At 44.6% G+C, this 22,041-nt stretch carries 19 protein-coding genes; 6 read left to right on the top strand and 13 right to left on the bottom strand.

Features of this window, described 5'->3' with window-relative positions:
* Nucleotides 1-295 precede the first annotated feature (295 nt).
* The 3 genes from nadA (at nt 296) to JMX13_RS08225 (ending at nt 4,390) form a co-directional block, all read left to right on the top strand.
* Complete coding sequence (nadA, locus tag JMX13_RS08235) at nt 296-1,435, top strand: quinolinate synthase NadA (RefSeq protein WP_201612042.1); 1,140 nt, start codon at nt 296-298, stop codon at nt 1,433-1,435.
* Nucleotide 1,436: 1 nt separating this feature from the next.
* The gene (gene nadB / locus JMX13_RS08230) at nt 1,437-3,341 is read left to right on the top strand and encodes an L-aspartate oxidase (RefSeq protein WP_201612041.1); all 1,905 of its coding nucleotides are present in this window, start codon (nt 1,437-1,439) and stop codon (nt 3,339-3,341) included.
* A gap of 137 nt (nt 3,342-3,478) precedes the next feature.
* Nucleotides 3,479-4,390: a lysine exporter LysO family protein gene (locus JMX13_RS08225; protein ID WP_201612075.1), complete on the top strand. Its 912-nt coding sequence runs from the start codon at nt 3,479-3,481 to the stop codon at nt 4,388-4,390.
* Between the two features lie 36 nt (nt 4,391-4,426).
* Here JMX13_RS08225 and JMX13_RS08220 read toward each other — a convergent pair whose 3' ends face one another.
* From JMX13_RS08220 to JMX13_RS08205, 4 genes are all read right to left on the bottom strand, one after another.
* Nucleotides 4,427-5,107, bottom strand: coding sequence for an OmpA family protein (locus JMX13_RS08220; RefSeq protein ID WP_201612040.1), 681 nt, complete (start codon nt 5,105-5,107; stop codon nt 4,427-4,429).
* Nucleotides 5,108-5,183: 76 nt separating this feature from the next.
* Nucleotides 5,184-5,819: an OmpA family protein gene (locus JMX13_RS08215; RefSeq protein ID WP_201612039.1), complete on the bottom strand. Its 636-nt coding sequence runs from the start codon at nt 5,817-5,819 to the stop codon at nt 5,184-5,186.
* A gap of 38 nt (nt 5,820-5,857) precedes the next feature.
* Complete coding sequence (locus JMX13_RS08210) at nt 5,858-7,150, bottom strand: FAD-dependent oxidoreductase (RefSeq protein ID WP_201612038.1); 1,293 nt, start codon at nt 7,148-7,150, stop codon at nt 5,858-5,860.
* 107 nt (nt 7,151-7,257) lie between these two features.
* A complete protein-coding gene (locus tag JMX13_RS08205) occupies nt 7,258-8,505 on the bottom strand; it encodes an FAD-dependent monooxygenase (RefSeq protein WP_201612074.1) in 1,248 nt (415 codons plus the stop codon).
* Nucleotides 8,506-9,254: 749 nt separating this feature from the next.
* On the opposite strand from JMX13_RS08205, the gene JMX13_RS08200 reads away from it, so the two are divergent.
* Complete coding sequence (locus JMX13_RS08200; RefSeq protein WP_201612073.1) at nt 9,255-10,346, top strand: PhoH family protein; 1,092 nt, start codon at nt 9,255-9,257, stop codon at nt 10,344-10,346.
* 125 nt (nt 10,347-10,471) lie between these two features.
* Nucleotides 10,472-11,116 carry an rRNA maturation RNase YbeY gene (gene ybeY / locus JMX13_RS08195; RefSeq protein WP_201612037.1) on the top strand — a complete coding sequence of 215 codons (645 nt, stop codon included), beginning with the start codon at nt 10,472-10,474 and terminating at the stop codon, nt 11,114-11,116.
* Between the two features lie 18 nt (nt 11,117-11,134).
* Here the strand turns inward: ybeY and JMX13_RS08190 are convergent, their stop codons facing one another.
* Nucleotides 11,135-12,010 (bottom strand): mechanosensitive ion channel family protein, encoded by an 876-nt coding sequence (locus JMX13_RS08190; RefSeq protein WP_201612036.1) that lies wholly within the window; start codon nt 12,008-12,010, stop codon nt 11,135-11,137.
* Nucleotides 12,011-12,112: 102 nt separating this feature from the next.
* A complete protein-coding gene (locus tag JMX13_RS08185; RefSeq protein WP_201612035.1) occupies nt 12,113-13,000 on the bottom strand; it encodes an energy transducer TonB in 888 nt (295 codons plus the stop codon).
* Nucleotides 13,001-13,362: 362 nt separating this feature from the next.
* Here JMX13_RS08185 and JMX13_RS08180 point away from each other — a divergent pair, with 362 nt between their 5' ends.
* Complete coding sequence (locus JMX13_RS08180) at nt 13,363-14,142, top strand: hypothetical protein (RefSeq protein WP_201612072.1); 780 nt, start codon at nt 13,363-13,365, stop codon at nt 14,140-14,142.
* Between the two features lie 135 nt (nt 14,143-14,277).
* On the opposite strand, the gene JMX13_RS08175 is transcribed toward JMX13_RS08180, so the two are convergent.
* From JMX13_RS08175 to nuoI, 7 genes are all read right to left on the bottom strand, one after another.
* Nucleotides 14,278-15,144 carry a ferredoxin--NADP reductase gene (locus tag JMX13_RS08175; protein ID WP_201612034.1) on the bottom strand — a complete coding sequence of 289 codons (867 nt, stop codon included), beginning with the start codon at nt 15,142-15,144 and terminating at the stop codon, nt 14,278-14,280.
* A 196-nt stretch (nt 15,145-15,340) separates the two neighbouring features.
* Complete coding sequence (locus JMX13_RS08170; protein ID WP_201612033.1) at nt 15,341-16,819, bottom strand: NADH-quinone oxidoreductase subunit N; 1,479 nt, start codon at nt 16,817-16,819, stop codon at nt 15,341-15,343.
* Between the two features lie 3 nt (nt 16,820-16,822).
* A complete protein-coding gene (nuoM, locus tag JMX13_RS08165; protein ID WP_201612032.1) occupies nt 16,823-18,448 on the bottom strand; it encodes an NADH-quinone oxidoreductase subunit M in 1,626 nt (541 codons plus the stop codon).
* Between the two features lies 1 nt (nt 18,449).
* Nucleotides 18,450-20,324, bottom strand: coding sequence for an NADH-quinone oxidoreductase subunit L (gene nuoL / locus JMX13_RS08160; protein ID WP_201612031.1), 1,875 nt, complete (start codon nt 20,322-20,324; stop codon nt 18,450-18,452).
* Nucleotides 20,325-20,328: 4 nt separating this feature from the next.
* A complete protein-coding gene (gene nuoK / locus JMX13_RS08155; RefSeq protein WP_045445153.1) occupies nt 20,329-20,637 on the bottom strand; it encodes an NADH-quinone oxidoreductase subunit NuoK in 309 nt (102 codons plus the stop codon).
* Nucleotides 20,638-20,735: 98 nt separating this feature from the next.
* Entirely contained in the window at nt 20,736-21,479 is a 744-nt protein-coding gene (gene nuoJ, locus JMX13_RS08150; RefSeq protein ID WP_201612030.1) for an NADH-quinone oxidoreductase subunit J, read from the bottom strand.
* The gene (gene nuoI, locus JMX13_RS08145) at nt 21,476-22,024 is read right to left on the bottom strand and encodes an NADH-quinone oxidoreductase subunit NuoI (protein ID WP_201546582.1); all 549 of its coding nucleotides are present in this window, start codon (nt 22,022-22,024) and stop codon (nt 21,476-21,478) included. The genes nuoJ and nuoI overlap by 4 nt, the downstream gene beginning before the upstream one ends.
* Between the last annotated feature and the right edge of the window lie 17 nt (nt 22,025-22,041).

The raw sequence follows: 22,041 nt of genomic DNA, 5'->3' as shown, positions 1-22,041 counted from the left end.
TTAAACGTAAAATGAGAGTTTCAAAAATGAAGTGTTTATAACCACGACTAGTATAGCGTGAATCGAAAGCTATCATAGCTTTGGGTTGTAAATAGACATTATTGAAGGCAATAAAAAAGATAGCCAGCAAGGTAATTTTTGACGGATTATGTATCGTTTTAGAAGCAGACTATAAAAAATACTTGTATTTATGCTCAAAATGAGCATAATTAAAACACTTCATTCATTCACCGTATTTAACTGTCTTATTTCTAACAACACTTCATTTGTCGTTAATGTACTAAAGGTTGCACTTATGAAAACTTATCCCTATGACGCGCCAATCATGAGCACTGATAATCGCATCGCCACTCAGATGAATATCGAATACGCCAAAGCTAAAATCCCAGCGGATTTGCCGCGTGCGGAACGACTTGCTGTTGAAGATAATATTAAGCAGCTGTTGAAAGAGCATAATGCAGTATTGGTTGCCCATTACTATGTCGATCCTTTTATTCAGGATTTGGCATTGGCAACTGGCGGTTGTGTTGGTGATTCGCTCGAAATGGCTCGCTTTGGGCAAGCGCATAGTGCGCAGACATTGGTCGTCGCTGGCGTCCGCTTTATGGGTGAGTCAGCAAAAATACTGAGTATGGAAAAAACAGTACTCATGCCAGATTTGGAGGCTGAGTGTTCGCTTGATTTGGGCTGTCCCGCTGACGAGTTTTCCGCGTTTTGTGATGCTCACTCTGAGCGTACCGTGGTGGTTTATGCCAATACCAGCGCTGCTGTGAAAGCCCGCGCCGATTGGGTAGTTACCTCATCCGTTGGTATCGATATCGTCCGTCATTTGCATGACAAAGGCGAGCCAATCATTTGGGGACCTGACCGCCATTTGGGTAAATATATCGCCCAAGAGACTGGCGCGGATATGCTGCTCTGGCAAGGGTCGTGCTTGGTGCATAATGAATTTAAAGCCACTGAGCTGATGCAATTAAAAGAGGAACACCCAAACGCCAAAGTATTGGTGCATCCTGAATCACCTGATAGCGTCGTAGCACTGGCCGATGTGGTCGGTTCGACCAGTAAGCTGTTGCAATCAACGTATGAGATGGATGCCGATACCTTTATTGTCGCTACCGACTTGGGTATCTTGCACGAGATGCAAAAGCGCTCGCCACACAAACGTTTCTTAGCTGCCCCGACCGCTGGTGAGAGCGCCAGTTGTAAAAGCTGTGCTTTTTGTCCTTGGATGGCAATGAATGGCTTAAAAGGGATTGAACAATGTCTGACTCAGCATAGCGGTGAAGTGCTCATGACGCAAGAGCTGGCGACAGCTGCCAAAAAACCACTCCAACGTATGCTTGATTTTGCTGAAGCGCAAAAGCAACGGGTGGCCGCGAGCGGTGACATTGTCAAAGACCGCAAATTATTTGCCAATGTTGGAGCGGCGTAATATGAACGAGGCATGGTCAGCGGATAAGATAAAGACTAACAATGCTGAGAATACTGTCCAGACAGACGTCCTTATCATTGGTGCTGGTCTTGCAGGACTAAGCACTGCTCTCGCCTTGCCAAAGTCGCTAAGCGTTACCGTATTAAGTAAAGCAGCAATGGACGTTTGCTCAAGCCATTATGCCCAAGGCGGAATTGCAGCCAGTCTAGATAAGAATGACCGTGTCGCTGATCATATCGCTGATACACTCATCGCTGGTGCAGGATTATGTGAGACTGATAATACCACTAATATCCTCAGCGCTGGACAGCAAGCCGTCCAATGGTTATGTGAGCAAGGCGTACCTTTTACCCTGATTCCTCAACAGGAAAGACAGCCATATAATAATGTAAATCCTTTAGCGGCATTACAGACTAGCGATTTGCATCTGACCAAAGAAGGCGGTCATGGCTGTCGGCGCGTTGCACATGCCGATGATGCCACTGGCCGCCATATTATGGAAGCCTTGACTCTAAAAGCACAAGCTGCATCCAATATTACTATCTTGCCCTACCATGAAGCACTGAGCCTTTTACAAAACAGCGCTAATCCAAATAAGCAATGCCAAGGTGCGCTTGTTTTTGATCATGTCAATCAACGTAAACTTACCTTTCATAGTCGCGCTGTCGTATTAGCGAGTGGCGGTTTAGGACAGTTATTTAAGCGTGCCAGTGCGCCGAATGTCTGTGTCGGCGATGGCGTGATGATGGCATGGCAAGCGGGTTGCCGCTTGGCTAATTTGGAATTTATTCAATTTCACCCAACTGGCTTAGCCTTAGATGACAGTAGCTTTCTAATATCCGAGGCATTACGCGGTGAAGGTGGACGCTTGTATTGTCCGCAAACGGGCAAACGTTTTATGCTCGATATTGATAAGCGTGCAGAGCTGGCTCCAAGAGATATCGTCGCCCGTGCCATCGCTGAGCAAATTAATACCAACGGACTTGGCTATGTACATCTTGATGTCAGTCACTTGCCAGCGGAATTTTTGCAAGAGCATTTCCCGCAAATTTATCAGACACTACTAGATCTCGGTATTGATATCACTACTGACCCTATTCCAGTTGCCCCTACCGCTCACTATAGTTGCGGCGGTGTAGTGACGTCTGCCAATGGTTTGACCGATGTGGCAGGGCTTTATGCCGCAGGCGAAGTTGCTTATACAGGTCTACATGGAGCAAACCGCTTAGCAAGCAATTCTCTATTAGAATGTGTGGTCATTGGGCGCAATATCGCTGCTGACTTGCCGCGCTATTTAGCAGCAATAGAAACGTTAGAAACGACTTTACCTCATGCTAATTTAGACAAATTAATCCATGATACGTGGATAGCGCCAACGCTTCGAGATTATCAGCGCATTACTTTGCCATCGTCTACTGAACATGAAAGTAATTGTAATGACAATTACCACGTCCATACGGATGCTGACACCACTGCAATAACCGCAGGATTAAAAGCTTTGATGACCTCCCATATGGGCATTACTCGTGATGCTCAGCAGTTAGAACAAGCGTTGGTACAAATACAGCAATGGCAACAACAACTTAACTGTTATGACTCTAATCAACTAGCTATCGACAATAAAGACAACGCTACTATTTTGAATGAGCTGCCTTACTTTCAATTAGCAAGACAATTACAATTAGCGACCTTGATTATTCAATCTGCTTATCAGCGTCATGAGAGCCGCGGTGGCCATTACCGAAAAGACTATCCTGACTTAACAACCACACCTCGGACGAGTGTGATTGAGCCTCTATTAAAGCAATCAGATGAGCAGAATCTTTGCGTAGATAAATCCGTTAAACATAGCCAAGACCACCTCCCTTTAATTAACAAAGATGATGCATTGGCAATTGGCTGCTAGTCCGCCCTAAACTGGCACATTCATGTCGAATTTTGCTTGAGTAGTGTCAGTATTGCTTGCCTGATATGATACAATCCCCAGCTTCTGAGAAATGCCCTCCCAAAAACGCCTTGTTTAAAAATGACGAGTCTGCCGACATGCAAAGCCTGATTACCCTTGTTTTGGTCTTAATGCCAATGTTTATTGGTTTTGCCATCCCCTCAAACCCAACCATGACCAAGCTTGCTGATAAAGGCTTGTCGTACTTGGTTTATGTCATCTTAACCCTCATCGGTATTGAGCTGTCACAAGTCGAAGGGCTGGGCAGTCAAATAGGTGAAATCGCACTTTATGTCACCATCCTATCGATTTTGACAATTGGCAGTGGTTTGTTTGCCCTGATGTTATTTGATCATTTGCGCCCGTGGCATGCCAAAAAGCCCAGCGTCAAATCCAAAGAGCACCGTGTCAGTATTCGCGGCAGCCTAGCACAAGTATTTTGCGTAGCGATTGGTTTTGTGATTGGCTATTTCTTGCCAGCCGATTATATGCCACCTGAAAACACCATGACCGCAATGCTAATGGTATTAATCTTACTGGTTGGTATTGGTCTAAAAGGCTCGGGCATTACCTTAAAAGAAGTACTGCTCAATAAACGCGGCGTTGAAATGAGCGTTATTTTTACGCTATCGGTATTGGTTGGCGGACTTATTTTCGCGCTGATGTTTACCGATGTATCATGGACAAAAGGCTTGGCACTGGCATCAGGGTTTGGTTGGTATTCGCTATCAGCGATTATCATGACCGATGCTTATGGCGCGGTTTGGGGCAGTGTGGCGCTATTTAATGACTTGGTACGTGAGTTCTTTGCGCTATTATTTATTCCCGTCTTTATGCGCAAATATCCATCAGCAGCGGTCGGTCTTGGCGGCGCGACCAGTTTGGATTTTACCCTGCCTATTATTCAACAATCTGGCGGGCTAAAAGTCGTACCGCTGGCGATTAGTTTTGGTTTTATTATTAATATTGTCTCGCCAGTGTTAATGGTGTTGTTTTCGGCGTTAGGGTAAGGTTAAGTTTTAAAGATTGATGAAAATCAGTCGTTATTATTCGAAGAGCTCACAGTGTTTGGCGTACTTACCATAACTCTCTCTATCACCTTCGTATTTTAGATTCGATAAATCCTTGACTTGTCTGCTTGCCTTAAAAACCACTCTTCTGTCTTTGGATTCAATCTGTTCAGGATCATCGTCTATGTTGGTAGAAGGATACCGATCTAAGCAGTCGTAAGTAGTAATACGGTCAGATGCGATATAATGCTCGGTTATGAGTCTGTTTTTAATAGTAAGTGCACGTTGGCGTGATAAGTTGTCATTACCCTTTGATAATGCAAGCTCATTCGATGACAAGTGCCCAAAGATAAAAACATTAGCATCTGGATATTCGTTAAGCTTTTCTTCAATTTTTGCAAACTCTTTATCATAGGTATTAATTAATCGACTACTCAGCGGTGCAAAAAATCCTCGTAATTCCATCTCTAGTGCCTCGCCCCCCTCAATTATTATTGGACAGCCTTTAGCATCAACTACCACGTTAGGTGACGTTTCAGGGCATTCGTCTATATCCTCAAGCACACCGTCACTATCTGAATCAATCGCTGATTGCATCGTCCTGATGTTTTCATGTTGAGGTAACTCTTTAGACGGCGCAGTTGAAGTGGTTTGGCAGCCAGCTAACGCTATAGATGTTACTAGCAGCCATAAAGTGCTACAGTTTTTTATTCCCATTATTACCCTCTCTGAATACCTTCAAAAACAATTTTTTTATGTTGAGCTGACAGCTATTTATTAATAAAAACTCTCTTTAAAATTCAACGCAGATGCCGTCTTTTAAATTGATAGGATAGTCACTATCAGGTTCAGTTAATAAACCATAAACCCGACGATTAAAAGCTCTACCCTCCTCAGTATCATTAGGTGCAATGGGGGCTCTAGCGTCACAATTTAAAGACATCAATCGACTAGATTCTATGCCGTGTTTTAATAAAAGGTAGTTTTTGATTATCAGTGCTCTGTTTTTAGGTAATGAGCTTAACTCTTTATGAATTTCATCCTCTGAAATGTGCGCTTCAATTTTAAAAATAGCGGTATCATACTCTTTCATTCTTGCCGCTACTTTATCCAGTTCAGCCTGATATTTAGAGGTTAGTTCACTGCTACCTTTAGCAAAAAAGGCACGATACTCCATTTGTAAACCAGTTCCAATAGTGGTGAGAGGACAACCATACGGATCAACCTTGACCCCTTCAGGAGTGTTCGGACAATTATCTATAATGTCAGGGACACCATCACTGTCTGTATCTACATGTGGCTCTATCATGACTTTAGGGATGTTATATGATTCTTTGTGGATTGAACCTTTTGTTGGTATGGATTGGCAAGAAGTTAACATAAAACTAGCTATTACCACGCCTATCATCATCCATGAATTAGTTTTCATACGCCATCCTTAGTTCAATTATTAGCTTCAATAAAACACTAAACCCCACTTGCCTGCTTCGCAAACAACCGCATCAATGGTTTGATTTTGCTCACGCGATACATGCTTTCATTGCGAAGTTGTTGAATCGGACGCATTTGAGCAAGCGAGCCGGCAAACAGCCAATTAAGCGCCGAAAAGCTATGCATCATCAGGCTATTATGCGGACGACGCAGACGCTCATAGCTACGCAAGGTTTGGTTCGTTCCCCACAGCTTGTTGCCACTGCGCGCATAGTCATGGGTGAGTTGTTCACTTAATACCTTCACATCGAGCATGCCCAAATTCAGCCCCTGACCTGCAAGCGGATGCACACCATGTGCCGCATCACCGATTAATACTAAGTTATCCGCGACGTAGCTTTTTGCTTGCTGCGCTGCTAATGGAAAGCTGGCGATGGATTCAATCTCGCGGATAGCGCCAAGCTCATAATTGCTAGCAGCAGCCAGTTTATCAGCGATATAGCGCGGCGTTTCTTCCAACAATGCCAATGCTTGATTGCGTGGTAGTGTCCATACAATAGACTGCCAGTGCTCTGGATTGGCTTTATCTTCATCAGTAATATCAGCAAGCGGCAACAATGCCAATGTACCAGTTGGTAGCATGGCTTGACGGGCGGTCGCTCGGTGCGGCTTGTCGGTTTGAATGGCGCAGCAAATCGCCGTTTGCTTATAATCAAGCACATCCAGCTCAATTGCCGCCTGCTTACGCACAAACGAGCCGCGGCCGTCAGCACCAACTAATAAACGCGCGCCAATCACACTGCCGTCGTCTATCGTCACACGGTAACCTTGCGTGCTACCAAGCCAGTCCATATCGACAACCTTTTGCCCATCGATAACGGTTAGATATTGACTGACATCAGAGGCGGATAAACGCTGCCATAATGCATATTCGATAACGGCCGGCTCAACCATACTACCGAGCATTTTTGGCTCAGAGTGTTGACTGCTGTTACTGCTGTCATTACCATTATTAGCATCATCACTATCGCCGAACAGTAACTCGCCGCGACCATTCAATTGCCAAACCTGCATTTGGGAATAATCGGCTTTGCGCTCTGATGCCGCTATCTTTTGCCAAGCGCCCACGTCTTTGAGTAAGTTAATACTGGCAAGGCTTAATGCATAAACACGCGCATCCCGCTTGTCAAGCACCTGCTGCCAATCTGCCTCGCTACGTTCAGGACGCGCATCAATGAGCGTCACTGGCATTTGGGCTTGTGCCAGTTTTAGCGCAAGGGTTGCACCGACGATACCGCCGCCGATAATGAGCGTATGGTTATTTTTCATAAAACATCCTTTGTCGCGTTATTCATGCTATCCGCTCATATTTATGTGGTTTAGCAGCAGCTGAAATGATAGATTTTATTTGCTTAATAACTTACCCGTATGTCGAACTACGACTTCAAGCCCATCGCATAGTTGGCAATCAATGGCTTAATATTTGGCAGTTTATCAAAGGCAACCAAGGCCACGTTACGTGCCAGCTTTACGGCTGGATTTGGATGCGTAAAGCCATGGACTACCGCATCACAGAAGCGAATGACGCGTTTTTGATCGGTTTGACGGGCTTTTTCATAGCGCTTTAGCAAAATAGGATCGCCGATATCTTCGCCTTTTAGCACTTGCTGACTCATCATGTGAGCAAGTACATGGGCATCACGCATACACAGGTTAAAGCCTTGTCCAGCGACCGGATGCAAGGTGTGAGCTGCATTACCCATGATGACGCAGCGGCCATCGACTTGCTTATCGGCCAGTACCCGCGTCAGTGGATAAGCGCCGCGGCGACCGGCTTTTTTAAACCTGCCAGCGCGCGCGCCAAAGGCTTGCTGCAAAGTCGCCAAGAAATGCGCATCATCTTCTAGATATTGTGTCTCTTCGCCAGTTGGGCAAACCCAAACGACCGAGCGTCTATAGCCTTTTTGATACTCATCATTGCCGTCACCTTCTGGATCGGTCAATGGCAACACCGCAAGCGGCCCTGCCGGACTAAAACGCTCAATGGCAATATGTTGATGTGGCTGATCGGTCTCTACCACCCCAACGATAGCCGTCTGCTTATAATCATAAGTCGTGGTGCTGATACCTAATAGCTGACGCACGGTAGAGTCGCGACCATCACAGGCAACCAAAACGCTGGCTTGCAATTGCTGCTCATGCTCTTCTTCACCGTAATAGCTAAAGCTTAGCGTCACGCCATCGCTTTGTTGGCTAACTGCTATCACATTGGCATTATCAATCAAGGTAATCAGCGGCTCTTGCTGGGCAGCCAGTAATAGCTTACGTCCAAGCCACGCATTTTCCATCACTTGCCCGAATGACTCGACCTGCTCATCGGCTTTATTTAATTGCGCGCGCCCAAAGCTACCTTGCTCGCTAATCTGTACCGCATCAATTCGGCAAGCATGGCTTTGTAGCTCAGCCCATAAGCCAATTTCTTGATAAATCTGCACCGTACGCCGTGACAGGGCGGTATTGCGGCTGTCCAAATAATGGCTACGCTTAGCATCATCATTAGGGCTGATGGTTGGATAGCTGTTCTTTTCAAGTAGTGTACTGGCGATACCATGATGCGCAAGTAACAACGCAAACGATAAACCGACATGCCCGCCGCCCGCAATAAGTACTTGCTGTTCAGTCATAGCAGCTTTATTAACATGACTAGATTTAACATGGCTAGATTTAATATGATTATTTTTTGATAAATTTGCTTCATTATTTTGCATGATTGTTATTCCTAAGATGACCCTTTTAACACGCTATTAGACGTGATGAATATGCACTCAAAATGTTATTTTTGTAGAAAATATCTCGTTCTTTTATCTTTGTAAGCTTGGCTTTTACAGCGCTATTATCTCTGCACTAGATTACCACAAATTCCTCAGTATTCCGTGCTCTTGACAGTCTGCATCGCGAGTATGCAAAATTTTTGATAGTCACCTATTATCTAAGCTTGAATTGATATTTTGCGTGTATTTTATAATGACAGTTTTTAATAAAGATTTGACTGATAAACCTTAATAACAGGCTTTAATAGTGATAACAGCTGTAGTAGTTGCAATCGTCATACAAAAACAAAGCGCCACCTCCCTTATATGGCTTGAATTTTAAAAACTATCTACCATAATGGAGGCAGGTCTCTTACTTATTATTCGCCATTTTACCAACAACAATTTTTATCAGCCATTTGCCGTCACATTCCTTTCCATCATCTAAACAACCCTTATAAAAGCCAAACAGCCGTCATAAAACTATCTAAATATAATGAAATACAATTAATGATTTTATCTCTAAAGCCCGCCTGACTATGATGTATAGAAGCAGTGATGCATAGAAGCAATAGCCATAGCAGCGGGCAACTTAATATAAGGATAATCGCTTGACTGATTCCATGAGCCGCCGTATAAAGTTTGAATTCTTGACTCCAGCACAGCTTAAAACCGTGCTTGGCGAATACAATAACCACATGAAATATATCCAAGAACGCCTCGATATCAAAATTAGCCAACGCCAAGGTGACTTCTGTCTAAGCGGTGATATATTGGGTGTTGAGCGCGGTGAACGTATTATTTATAAAATGGTCGATGAAGCACAAAACAGCAAGGACATCAGCGCAGAAGAGCTACACCTGATTATCCAATCGAGTATCTCACGCGATGAAGATATAGCAGCCGATGAAGAGTTGGCTGACGAGGAAGATGCCGATAACTTGGATGCTGCAAGTGATTTTACGCCGATTAGTTTGCGTACTCGTAATGGTAAAATCATTCCACGCGGCGGCAATCAGCAGCGTTACGTCAGAGATATCTTATCGTCTGATGTATCCTTTGGTATTGGACCTGCCGGTACTGGTAAGACTTACCTTGCGGTTGCTTGTGCTGTTGATATGATTGAGCGCAATGAGATTGAGCGTATTTTACTGGTGCGCCCTGCGGTAGAAGCTGGCGAAAAGCTAGGCTTTTTACCGGGTGATTTGACCCAAAAAATCGATCCGTATTTACGTCCTTTATATGACGCGCTGTATGAGATGCTAGGCTTTGATAAAGTCGGTAAAATGCTTGAAAAGCAAATCATTGAGGTCGCACCCCTTGCTTATATGCGTGGTCGCACACTCAATAACTCATTTGTCATTTTGGATGAAGCGCAAAACACCACGCCTGAACAAATGAAAATGTTTTTGACGCGCTTAGGTTTTGGCTCGCGTGCGGTTATTACCGGTGACATTACCCAGGTTGATTTACCGCGCGGCAGTAAATCTGGTCTGGCACAGGCGATGGAGATTTTAAGCGGTATCGAAGAGATTCATATCACTAAGTTTGATTCAAAAGACGTTGTGCGCCATCAGCTGGTACAAAAAATCGTCGAAGCTTATGATGTCTTTGATATTGAGCAAGAAATGCTACAAGAAAAACGCAAACAAGAGCGTTTCGTCGCTGAGCAAGAGCGCAAAGCAGCGATAGCAGCTGCAGCTGCTAAGCTGTAAGTTATCTGAATATATATAAGATGACTTGAGAAAACATTGAAAGAAAACCGGATTTGATATCCGGTTTTTTACTGTTAGATATTTATTGTTGAATATTTTAAATTGACATAAAAAAGGATAATGGCATGAGCCAAGCTGAACAGAATAATGCTGACAACAATGTTGATGATAATGTTAATAGTAGTTTTAATAACACTTTTAATGACAGTTTTAATAGCAACGACAGCTTAGCTATACTTGATATAAGCGCCTCCGATAGTATCGATGACGAGATACTCGACACCTTTTATCCTCGCGAAAAATTATTAAAAGTTATGATGGCGACTTTGGATTATATAGATGGGTGTATTAAAACTGGTTTGACGCTGCCTTATTATGCCGATATCGATGCTGAAATATGGCAAGAGAAGATTAAAGCGCTTGATATCTATATTACTGATGAAGTGGAAGGTCGTAAGCTGAATTTAGAGGCACGCGGCAAAGATTATGCCACCAACATTCTATCTTACCCAAGCGACTTACCAGCGGCAATCATTGGACTGATGCCAACGCTACCGCTAGGTGAGCTGGTGATTTGCCACGCCGTGGTAGTTCGTGAAGCGGCTGAGCAAGATAAGACTGTCAATAAGCATATTAGCCATTTATTGATACATGGCGTGCTGCACTTGCTTGGTTTTGACCATGAGCTCGGACAAGCCGAGCAAGATGAGATGGAACGCTTTGAGATTGATGTTTTGGCAGGATTAGCGCTACCAAATCCTTATCTTTAGCTTATCTCTAACCCTTCTTCAACCCTTTTTTAACATGCTTTTTTGCGCTTGATCCATCTGGTTAATCATTTGATCTAAACCTTTGACATGCACGCTGCGCTGCGGGAATGGAATATCGATATTTTTATCATCAAGCGCGTTTTTGAATTGTTCTAATAAATCGCATTGCATTGCCCACCAATCACCGTTGGTGGTCCAGACATTCAAGGTTAAATCGACTGAATTGTCGCCCAAGTTGGTCACGCGTACCACGGGTGCAGGATCAGTAAACGCCATTGTATTATTTTTTGCCAAATTTAGCATGATATCTTTGGCGGTTTTGATATCGGCATCATAACCAATACCGACCGTGATATCGACGCGGCGATTAGGCAACGCCGTATAGTTAATGACCGCTGAGGTAGTGATATCGCTATTAGGAATGATGACGTCGTGATTGTTGATGGTCGTCAAATGGGTATTGACCAAGGTTATTTCGGTCACCGTACCGGTGTAACTGCTAACCTGTACATAGTCGCCGCGTACAAACGGGCGAAAAGTGACAATCATGATACCAGCGGCAAAATTCGATAACTGATCTTTGAGTGACAAACCAATTGCCACGGCTGCACCGCCCAAGATAGCGACGACCGAAGTGGTCTGTACGCCAACTTTACTCAACGCTGCCAAAATCACGACAACCAACAATAAGCCATATAATAAGCGGCTTAAAAAGTTAGCCGCCGTCGCCTCTAAACGGCTACGTAACATAATACGATTGCTGATAGTCACGACTTTTTTTGCCAGCCAGCGCCCGACGATAAATATCAATAAGGCAAAAGCAAGTTTAAGCGCAATGCTGATAGCACTTTCTGTTAAGCTAGCAATATCAAGGGTAAAACCTAAAAATTCCATACTGACTCTTTATTTAAAAACTGTTTTTATAAATACTTTTTGTCTTTTAGATGTTTATCATTATTTATCATCCAATAAGACATTCACTGAGTTTCAGCATACCTAATAAGTCACATCTACTTTATCACTGTAGCGATACGTACGTATCAGACGCAGCTCGACGATATCATTCATGTCTTCGGTAAATTTGCCAAAGGGCGCCGCTTGTCTGACCGATTGTTTGGCAGCCTCATCTAATATTGTCGAGTTTGAACTCTCAAGCAAACGAATCGCTTTAATATTACCGTCATTACCGATGACGACCATCAAACGCACCTCGCCCGTAATACCTTGGGCGCGCGCTTGGGTAGGATATTGCAGATTACCGACGCGCTCGACGTGCTCACGAAAGGTATTGATATAATCTGCTGCTGCACCGCGAGTTGTCGAGTTGCTATCGACAGTCACGACTTTTGATTTGGTCGCATACAGCTGTTGCCGCTGAGACAACTGCGCCTCTAAAGTAGCAATTTGCTTACGCAGACGCTCTTCTTGCGCCTTCATATCATCTTGCTCTTGCTTGCTATCGTTGTCTGATTCCACACTTGCTTCACGCCAGCTTAGCGTCGTACGCAGATAGCTTTCTTGATAACGCTGCTGACGGACTTGGCGCTGTAAGCTAATCACGTCTTGCGTTTCGCTCATTTGTTCGGCAGACAACGGACTGCTCTGGTCGGTCTCTTGGCGCAATTGCTCTTGCACGGTACCGCCGCCTTCTTGTGAGGCACTGGCAATAAATTGTGCATCTTCATTGGGCTGCATATTATCGGTCAGTGCTTTAGCAACGTCTTGGATCATACCAGCGGGATCTTGCCCCATCGAGAAGCTAATCCCAAAAATAATCAGCGCATGAACGCTGACGGCAATCACCACAGCCATCGGCAAGCTGATATCACGCTTGGGCGCTTGCGCTGAAAAATGGTAGCTTTGCGAGTCTTTAATAGATGCCACAGTTAATCTCAGCTAATGAATATAAGGGCTATTGGCAAGAAGCATGATAATATAAGCGTCTGTCGACCAATGCCGGCGGTATCATAACATGACATAGAATTGTGTCGCTAGCACAACCGTATACTACGGCTATTAACTTAGCTGCTTATCTATATCTACTAAGCCTGCTCAATCAGACAAAACCTAGACGTTCATTCAGCATGCGCCAATTTTGATATATACTGTTTTATAAGTCAGCTATTAGAAAATATGAATTTTCGCCTGCACCATATAAAATATAAACGCAGATGCAATGATTACCCTAACGCTTACATGACGACCCCATCATTATAAGGATAATAAGTTTGAGTAACTTTGAGCATATGGACAATATGGATAATTCAGACAGTTTTGAGGATTTATTTGACAGTATCGCTGACCGTTTTGACGAGTCCTTTAGCGATGGCTGGGAGCGTCTTAGCCAAGCTGTCCGAAGTATCTATGATAAAGCGACGGATAAATTCGAGGAAGAGCTATCCTTGCCGGTTGCCCAAATTTACGTCAACGATGCGCTGCAAAAATTTGTCACCGATAACGTCAAAGCCATTTTAGAGCTGCGCGTTGAGATACATGACGACTGGTTCCGTTTATATTGTACGATTGATGTTGGCGGGATTTATGCAGAAGTAGCAAGTAATTTTAGCTTGGTTCATGTGCAGCTTGATCGCAACGTCCAGCGCTTTGTTTTTGGACAGCTGACTTATACCGACGTCCTTAACCTACGCTGCGAATCCTTTATCAAACGCCAAGGGCTCAAACTGTTTATTTGGTTCTATCATAGCGTGCTCAAAAAAGATCCGTTAGGTTTTATTTTGTCTTATATCAATATCGCCCGTGCCAAAGAAGATATTATCTACCTTGATATCAATCGCTGGCTAAAAAAGAACAAAAAAATAATGAGCACCTTATATAAAGTGCAAGTCAATTATGGTGAGCTTGAGGAAGAACAATTGGTGCTTAAAACCCAAATTAATTATCGTGATTTGCTGGCCAGCAATGCCAATGAAGATATCATTAGTGATAAGGATGAGCCTGAATTGATGCAAGGGCCTATCAACCCCATTGCTGATGCTACTGAGCCAAGTTTAGAACCTACTTCATAAGCCTAGTTTTATAAACGTATTAAAAGCCTTCCAAACGCTGCCTACAAAAAACGCCAATACTTAAAGACGATTATCTTTAAGCATTGGCGTTTTTTTAATAAATACTGACTCTATCAACTTGTAGCAATCATAGGCTTACCAATAGTTTTCCACCGCGATATTGCCCTCGCCGCTGCGATTCATCACCAAGCCTAAGCTCTTTAAGGTCTCTTTGGTATCTTCGACCATGTCTGGGTTACCGCATAGCATCACGTGCGTGCTATCAATGTCCAAATCAATGCCCGCGCGCGCTTGCAACGTGCCATCTAATAATAGCTTTGGCAAGCGCTCAGTTAGTGCGCCCTCGACAGGCTCGCGGGTAACGATAGGAATAAAGATAAGCTTGGCTGGATTGTCCACCAATGAGCCAATATCTTCTTGTAAACTTTCAATCTTGTCCATATAAGCAAGCTCTTCTGTCGAGCGCGCACTATAAGCCAAGACGATATGCTCGTAGTCTTCCCAGGTTTTTAAGTCTTGCAGCATCGATAAAAAAGGCGCTAAACCTGTTCCAGTTGCCAGTAACCATAAGTCTTTTGGCAGCGGTTTTTGATAACGGGCTAAAGTTAAAAAGCCAAACGGCATGGTGTTTAATAATAGCTCATCGCCGACTTCTAGGTGTTGTAGCTGCGAGGTAAAGGCGCCATCAGGGATGACAATAGAGAAAAACTCTAATATCTCATCGAAAGGTGAAGAGACAATCGAATACGCGCGGAAAATATCTTCATTCAGCGCCTCGTTTAGTGCTTCGTTCAGTTCTTCATCTTCATCATCATCTTCATCATAGTCAGCTACTGCACTCAGCTGCTTATAGTAGTTTAATTGACTGGGATTAACGCCTAAACGCACAAATTGCCCAGCGGTAAATTTAAAACTATCCGGACGACTGACGGTAAAGCTAAATAGATTGGGCGTCCAAGTGGTTTTACTGAGCACCGTTACTTTCTGAATATTGTCACTCATAATAATGACTCACCCTCTTTTTTTATTAATAATTATCGATACTCTATTGTAGATGGTATTTTTTATTAACTTTTAAAGGCTACAAACGAAAAGATGCGCCAAGCTTATCATAGAGCTGGCGCATCTTGGTTTTCTAACCGTAACAACTAATAAGTAGCAGCAGCAAGGTACCGCTATTTATCATACTTTTCTGTGCTTACCAGATACGAGCCAAACTTGCCCACTCAATCATAGTATTCGGTAACACACCGAAGAATACAATAATTGCGGTGACGGCGATGACCATGATACCACCGGTACGTAGACCCCACTGCCCAGATACGTCAAATTCAATAAATTGTTTTGGACGTTTAAAGAGCGTAAGCATTACGCGCAAGTAATAGAACAAACCAATGGCACTACCCAAGATAATCATCGCAGCCAAGAACCAGTTGGTCCCTTGTACGGCGGCAAGAATCGCAAATAGCTTGGTGATAAAGCCTGCGGTCAGTGGAATACCCGCCAATGACAACATCATAATCGTCATGACAGCGGTCAATACTGGACGGCGCCAGAACAATCCTTGGTAATGGGTCAGTTCATCGGCTTCACCAGCCAAGCGATAAGGGCTCGACATCAAGGTTACGACACCAAAGGCACCAATAGAGGTAAAGGCATAAATCGCCATATACATGCTTGAGATACTATCAGCGGCTGAGCCAATGCTGACAATCACGATAAGCACATAACCCATATGAGCGATCGACGAGTAACCAAGCAGGCGCTTAAGGCTGGTCTGACGTACCGCTAATAAGTTACCCACTAATATCGACAAGGTGGCCATAACCATGAGCAGCATTTGTACCGATGGCAGCGCCAATAGCGACGTATCAATTAAGAATCGAACAGCAAGCGCCATCATCGCCACTTTGGTGACCGATGCCAAATAAGTAGCGACAGGTGCTGGTGCGCCTTCGTACACATCTGGCGTCCATATGTGAAATGGCGCAGCAGACAGTTTAAAAGCAATACCAAACATCATCATCGCCGTACCGACGATTAATAATGGCGACTCAAAGAGATCGACCAACGTCATGCTGATAGGCTTGAAAGCAAGCGAACCCACTTCTGCATAAATAAACGCCATCCCCATCAGCAGCGTTGCTGATGCCGTGGCTGATAGCACCAAGTACTTCAGCCCTGACTCAAGCGAGCGGTTGCGCATATAGGTATAAGACAGCATGCCGTATAGCGGTATCGATAGCATCTCAAGACTCATAAAGAATGAAGCCAAATGCTGAGCACTGACCATCAGCAATGCGCCAACAGTCGATAGCAGCATTAGCAAATACAGCTCTTCTTTATGATCATTTAAATCGGCTAAATAAGCATAAGACAGCGTAAAGCAGGCCAATGCACAGATAAGGATAATCACCATATTGAACTGGGCAAAGTTATCAATAACAAATAACTGCTCAGCCGTTGGCACAAGCGAGCCGCTATCAATGATGCCTGCCATTTGCGCGATCAGCGCAAACAGACCAACGTTCAAACCGACGACCGAGATAGTACCGATCACCATATGTGAGCGTTTAATCGTGATGGCAATCATCACCACCAATACCGTAACAACTACCGCAATGATTGGTGCATAAGGCATTAGCCCCATCAAATCATTCATCGTAAATTCATTCATGACTTAACGTGCCTCCATTGCATCAAGCAGCTGCGAGGCATCTACTTGTGTCACTTGACTATATATATAGGCGTTATTAATCCACTGCATCGCGTGACTTGAGGTATCAAGGAACGGCTGTGGATACAGTCCGAGCCAGACCAAGCCTGCCGCTAGCATAAGTAATAATGACAGCTCGCGCCTGCCTAAATCTTTTAGCGGGCGCTCAGGTAAACCGTGTAACTTGGTTTCTTGTAACGCCACTTCTTTAATGTTATTAGTACCGAACAGCGCTTTATGAATTAAGATAAGCGAGTATAAACCTGCCAATACCAAGCTGAATGTAGCTAAGACCACAAACACCGGATAATCGGCAAACGCGCCAAATAAAATCATAAACTCACCGATGAAGTTACCTGTGCCCGGAATACCTAATAAAGCGGCACAGAAGAACATCAGTATCGGCGCATAATAACGAAACTGACCCCACATACCGCCCATCAAGGTCAAATCGCGCGTATGCAAGCGCTCATATAGCTGGCCTGCCATAATAAACAGTGCCGCCGAGCTTAGACCGTGGGCGAGCATCTGAATCATCAAACCTTGCAAGCTGAGTAAGGTACCTGCATAGATTGCCAAGACCACAAAACCCATGTGCGAGATACTGGTATAAGCCAGCAAGCGCTTCATATCGGTTTGCATAAAGGCCAACCAAGCGCCATAGAAGATACCAATGGTACCCAAGGTCATGGCAATCGGCGCAAAATCTTGTGATGCTGCTGGAAATAATGGCAAGACAAAACGAATCAAACCATAAGCGGCAGTCTTAATCAAAACCCCTGCCAAATCCACCGAACCTGCGGTTGGTGCTTGCGCATGCGCGTCAGGCAACCAGCCATGGAAAGGAATAATCGGCAACTTCACGGCAAAGCCAATAAAGAAACACAGCATAATCGGATATTCCCAGCCACCAAGTGAGGTGCCGAGTAAGTCATTATAATTAAAGCTGACCATGCCTTTTTGAGCGTAGCTGATAATGACCAATATCAAAATACCAACCAGCATGATAAGACCCGATGCTTGGGTATAGATAAAGAACTTAGTTGCCGCATATTCTTTGGTTTTGCCAACGACGTCATGACCCCAAATGGCAATCAAGAAGTAGATTGGAACTAGCATCATCTCCCAAAAGAAGAAGAATAAGAACATGTCAATGGCTAAGAAAACACCAATAACGCCGCCCAAGCTCCAGAGCAAGTTTAAATGGAAGAAACCAACTCGGCGTTGAATCTCGTTCCAAGAACAGGCAACGGCGGCAACCCCAAGCAGACCTGTCAAGCCAACCATCATCAGCGATAAGCCATCTAAGGCTAAGTGAAAGCTGATACCAAAGCTAGGTATCCACGGCACACTGAATTCAGCGACCCATGGCACATTTGCATCTGGCGCAATCACTTGCTGACTCATACCGCTATAATCGCCGTAATGCCACAGTACTAGTGACAAGGCAAAGGTCAACGTCATACCGATTAGAGCAATCCAGCGCGGTAGACGTTTATTAAAGCGTTCGACCAACCAACATAGCAACCCTGCAATAAAAGGAATTGCGATTAATGCTGGTAGCATCCACGTTTGTTGTAACTCAATCATCTTATACCACCGTCATCATTACCAGCACCAACAGCACAGCCACACCCAAGCAAAAGCTTGTAGCGTAACCTCGAAGTGACCCTGTTTGCGTCGCAGACAATACCTTGTTACAAGCAGATGCCAGCTTAGGTAATAACAGCCACGTCTTATCGATAGGGTCGGCTTTAAATAAGCGGCCGATGAACAAAAAGGGTTTTACAAAAACTATATCGTATAGCGCATCGAAGCCCATACCGTGATAGCACCAATGATATAACGCTGCACCAATAGTCGTGCGCTTAAAGCGGGTCAACATGCGACCTTTATCGACGACATATAAGAATGCCGCGAGTAGCAAGCCTGCAAGCATAGCGCCCATGGCGATATATTCAGCAGTATGCTTACCATGCGCTTGACCAGCAACTTCTAGTAAATGCCCAACGCTCTCTGGCAATACGCCTTGTAATGGCGGCGTAATGAATGCACCTACTGCCGTTGATAATACTAGCAACACACTAAGCGGCAGCCAATATGACACACCAGATAATTTATGTGCGTGGGTCTTTTCTTCACCAAAGAAGATAATCCAAATCATACGGAAGGTGTAAAGCGCGGTTAAAAACGCACCGAATACGCCCATATAGAATAGGACTTGGTGACCGGTCGCATAGCTTTCCCAAAGAATCGCTTCTTTAGAATAGAAACCAACGGTGACCCAAGGTATCGCTGCAAGCGCACCGCCACCGACGATATAGCACCAAAATACCAAAGGTATCTTTTTGCGTAAACCGCCCATCTTAAAGATGTTTTGCTCATGATGAACCGCAAGAATCACCGCACCTGATGATAAGAATAGCAAGGCTTTAAAGAAAGCATGCGTCATTAGGTGGAAGATAGCGCCTTGCCATGCGCCAACGCCGAGTGCTAAGAACATATAGCCGATTTGGCTCATGGTCGAATAAGCAAGGATACGTTTAATATCAGTTTGTACCAGCGCACAAAATCCAGCGACAACTAACGTCAATGCACCCACTGCCCCAACCCAGTACAACAATACGCCCGGTGTAAGGAGAAATAATGGATGTAAACGCGCAATCAGATAAACACCCGCAGTAACCATCGTCGCTGCGTGAATCAAAGCCGATACTGGCGTTGGACCTGCCATTGCATCAGCAAGCCACGTATGTAGTGGTAGCTGCGCTGATTTACCCATCGCCCCTCCAACGAGCATCATGGTGGTCAAAATCATCGTTGGATTATTAATATCAAAGATTTCCGGCGCACGGGTAATAATTTCTTGAATATTAAGCGTGCCAAATTCGCGGAATAATAAAAACAAACCAAAGGCTAAAAACACATCACCAACGCGTGTAACGGTAAAGGCTTTAATTGCTGCCCGACCATTGGCGCGGTCTTGATAATAAAAACCAATCAGCAAGTAAGAACAAATACCGACGCCTTCCCAGCCCAGATAGAGCAAGAACAAGTTATCCGCCAATACCAGTAATAACATGCTGGCGACAAACAAGTTCATATAGCTAAAGAAGCGCGCAAAGCCTGTTTCACCTTTCATATACCATGCGGCAAAAAGATGAATCAAAAAGCCAATACCGGTAATCACCCCAAGCATCGTCAATGCCAAGCCATCAAAGCTTAGGCCAAAACTTGGCGCGAAATCGCCGACTTGAAACCACGTCCATAGTGGAATCTCGATGACCGTACCGGCAGGATTGCTAGTTAAAAAGGTATAGCTGACCATCAGCGTACAAAGTGCTGATAGCAGCATGCTACCGACACCAACAATCGCTGCTACCTGCTCGCTTAACTTGTCACGCATAAAGGCTAGAATCAAAAAGCCAACGAGCGGGAATATAAAGGTTAATGGTAATAAATTCATGACATCATCCTTTCATCTCATTGGCGCTGTCGACATCGAGATGCCCACGCTGATGATAAAATCGCAATAATATTGCCAAACCAATGGCCGCCTCTGCTGCTGCTAAAGTCAGAATAAAGATAAACATAATCTGTCCATCTGGATCAACCCAGCGGCTACCTGCGACCACAAATGCCAAGGCCGTCGCATTCATCATGATCTCAAGGCTCATCAGCATAAATAAGAAATTACGCCTTACCATTACACCGCACAGACCAATCGCAAATAAGATACCGGCCAAAATTAATCCATGGCTCATGGGTATCATACCCAGTACATTCTGCGCCTCAGCAACCGGCTGCACTAAGCCTGCTACCTCGTGGGCAAACGGCACGTTTGACACATCTTGTGCCACGCTCGCTGCTAGTACCATCAGTCCGACTCCTTGCGCGTGACTTTATTCACACCTACCTGCGTACCTGCTTTCATGCCGACTTTCTTGCCAACATAGTCATGCGGGTCAACATCTTTATATTCGTATTGTTCAGCCCCGTTTACCGTATCAGTATCTACGGGCATGCCACTATCATCGTAGTGTTTGATACTGGCGACATTAGGGTTACGCGCTAGGCTATCGTTGCCGATAATTTCGTCATCGATAGCTTCTTTACCTAAGTGATAAGCGGCCACCAAAGCGGCTAATAATAACAATGCCGCCACTTCTATCAACATAATATATTTAGTAAATAATACCGTACCGACTGCTTTGGCTGAAATCGTCGTACCGCCAATCATTGCTGCGTCATCATGGTTAAGACCAATCATCGCATACAGCACAACCGCGATGATAATCGTTAGCCCCGTCGGTACTGCCCAAGTGCCAGCATCAAGCCAGCGCTCTTCGCGCTCATCATTACTCATACCTAGATTTAGCATCATAATAACGAAAACAAATAGCACCATAATGGCACCAGCATAAACAACAATTTCAAGCGCACCAGCAAATGGCGCACCCAATACGAAGAAAATACCTGAGATGGCCAATAACGACACAATCATCGATAAAATAGCATGCACTGGATTCGCAAGGGTCACCACGCGCAAGCTGGCAAATATTGCCACCGCTGCCAGCGCATAGAATCCTGCCAATTCAGGACTATTTAAGATATTCATCATGGTAGCAAGCTCCTTAGATCAATCGGTGCAGCTTCGTTTTGCGCCGCGCCTTTTGGTTTATCTGCTACCGCCATACCCGTCACGCGATAATAGTTATAATCGGGATATTTACCCGGTCCTGAAATCAGCAAATGCTCTTTTTCATATACCAAGTCTTGACGAACATATTCACCCATCTCAAAGTCTGGAGTCATCTGAATCGCGGTCGTCGGACAAGCCTCTTCACACAAACCACAAAAGATACAGCGTGAAAAGTTGATGCGGAAAAACTCTGGATACCAGCGTCCATCTTCACGTTCTGCTTTTTGCAGTGAGATACAGCCAACTGGACAGGCCACCGCACAAAGGTTACAAGCGACGCAGCGCTCATCACCGTCGGGGTCACGCGACAAGATGATACGTCCGCGAAAGCGCGGCGGTACTGGTACCGGCACTTCAGGATAAAGAATGGTATCGCGCGGTCTGATGGCGTGACTGTTGACCATCCACATACTGCGGACAATGGTAAAAATACCAATGACCGTCTTTTTTATAGTAGTAAACATGGATTATTATCCTTATC

The sequence above is a fragment of the Psychrobacter immobilis genome (assembly GCF_904846285.1).
Lineage (GTDB): Bacteria > Pseudomonadota > Gammaproteobacteria > Pseudomonadales > Moraxellaceae > Psychrobacter > Psychrobacter immobilis_D.
Note: the sequence above shows the minus strand (reverse complement) of the source record. Positions and strands in the feature narration are given on the sequence as shown.

Coding starts and splice junctions, on each gene's coding strand:
- JMX13_RS08200 (WP_201612073.1), top strand. CDS start 9,255: ATGAGCCGCCGTATAAAGTTTGAATTCTTGACTCCAGCACAGCTTAAA.
- nadA (WP_201612042.1), top strand. CDS start 296: ATGAAAACTTATCCCTATGACGCGCCAATCATGAGCACTGATAATCGC.
- JMX13_RS08225 (WP_201612075.1), top strand. CDS start 3,479: ATGCAAAGCCTGATTACCCTTGTTTTGGTCTTAATGCCAATGTTTATT.
- ybeY (WP_201612037.1), top strand. CDS start 10,472: ATGAGCCAAGCTGAACAGAATAATGCTGACAACAATGTTGATGATAAT.
- JMX13_RS08170 (WP_201612033.1), bottom strand. CDS start 16,819: ATGAATGAATTTACGATGAATGATTTGATGGGGCTAATGCCTTATGCA.
- JMX13_RS08190 (WP_201612036.1), bottom strand. CDS start 12,010: ATGGAATTTTTAGGTTTTACCCTTGATATTGCTAGCTTAACAGAAAGT.
- JMX13_RS08175 (WP_201612034.1), bottom strand. CDS start 15,144: ATGAGTGACAATATTCAGAAAGTAACGGTGCTCAGTAAAACCACTTGG.
- nuoM (WP_201612032.1), bottom strand. CDS start 18,448: ATGATTGAGTTACAACAAACGTGGATGCTACCAGCATTAATCGCAATT.
- nuoI (WP_201546582.1), bottom strand. CDS start 22,024: ATGTTTACTACTATAAAAAAGACGGTCATTGGTATTTTTACCATTGTC.
- nuoJ (WP_201612030.1), bottom strand. CDS start 21,479: ATGATGAATATCTTAAATAGTCCTGAATTGGCAGGATTCTATGCGCTG.
- JMX13_RS08220 (WP_201612040.1), bottom strand. CDS start 5,107: ATGGGAATAAAAAACTGTAGCACTTTATGGCTGCTAGTAACATCTATA.
- nadB (WP_201612041.1), top strand. CDS start 1,437: ATGAACGAGGCATGGTCAGCGGATAAGATAAAGACTAACAATGCTGAG.
- JMX13_RS08210 (WP_201612038.1), bottom strand. CDS start 7,150: ATGAAAAATAACCATACGCTCATTATCGGCGGCGGTATCGTCGGTGCA.
- nuoL (WP_201612031.1), bottom strand. CDS start 20,324: ATGAATTTATTACCATTAACCTTTATATTCCCGCTCGTTGGCTTTTTG.
- JMX13_RS08215 (WP_201612039.1), bottom strand. CDS start 5,819: ATGAAAACTAATTCATGGATGATGATAGGCGTGGTAATAGCTAGTTTT.
- JMX13_RS08205 (WP_201612074.1), bottom strand. CDS start 8,505: ATGACTGAACAGCAAGTACTTATTGCGGGCGGCGGGCATGTCGGTTTA.
- JMX13_RS08180 (WP_201612072.1), top strand. CDS start 13,363: ATGGACAATATGGATAATTCAGACAGTTTTGAGGATTTATTTGACAGT.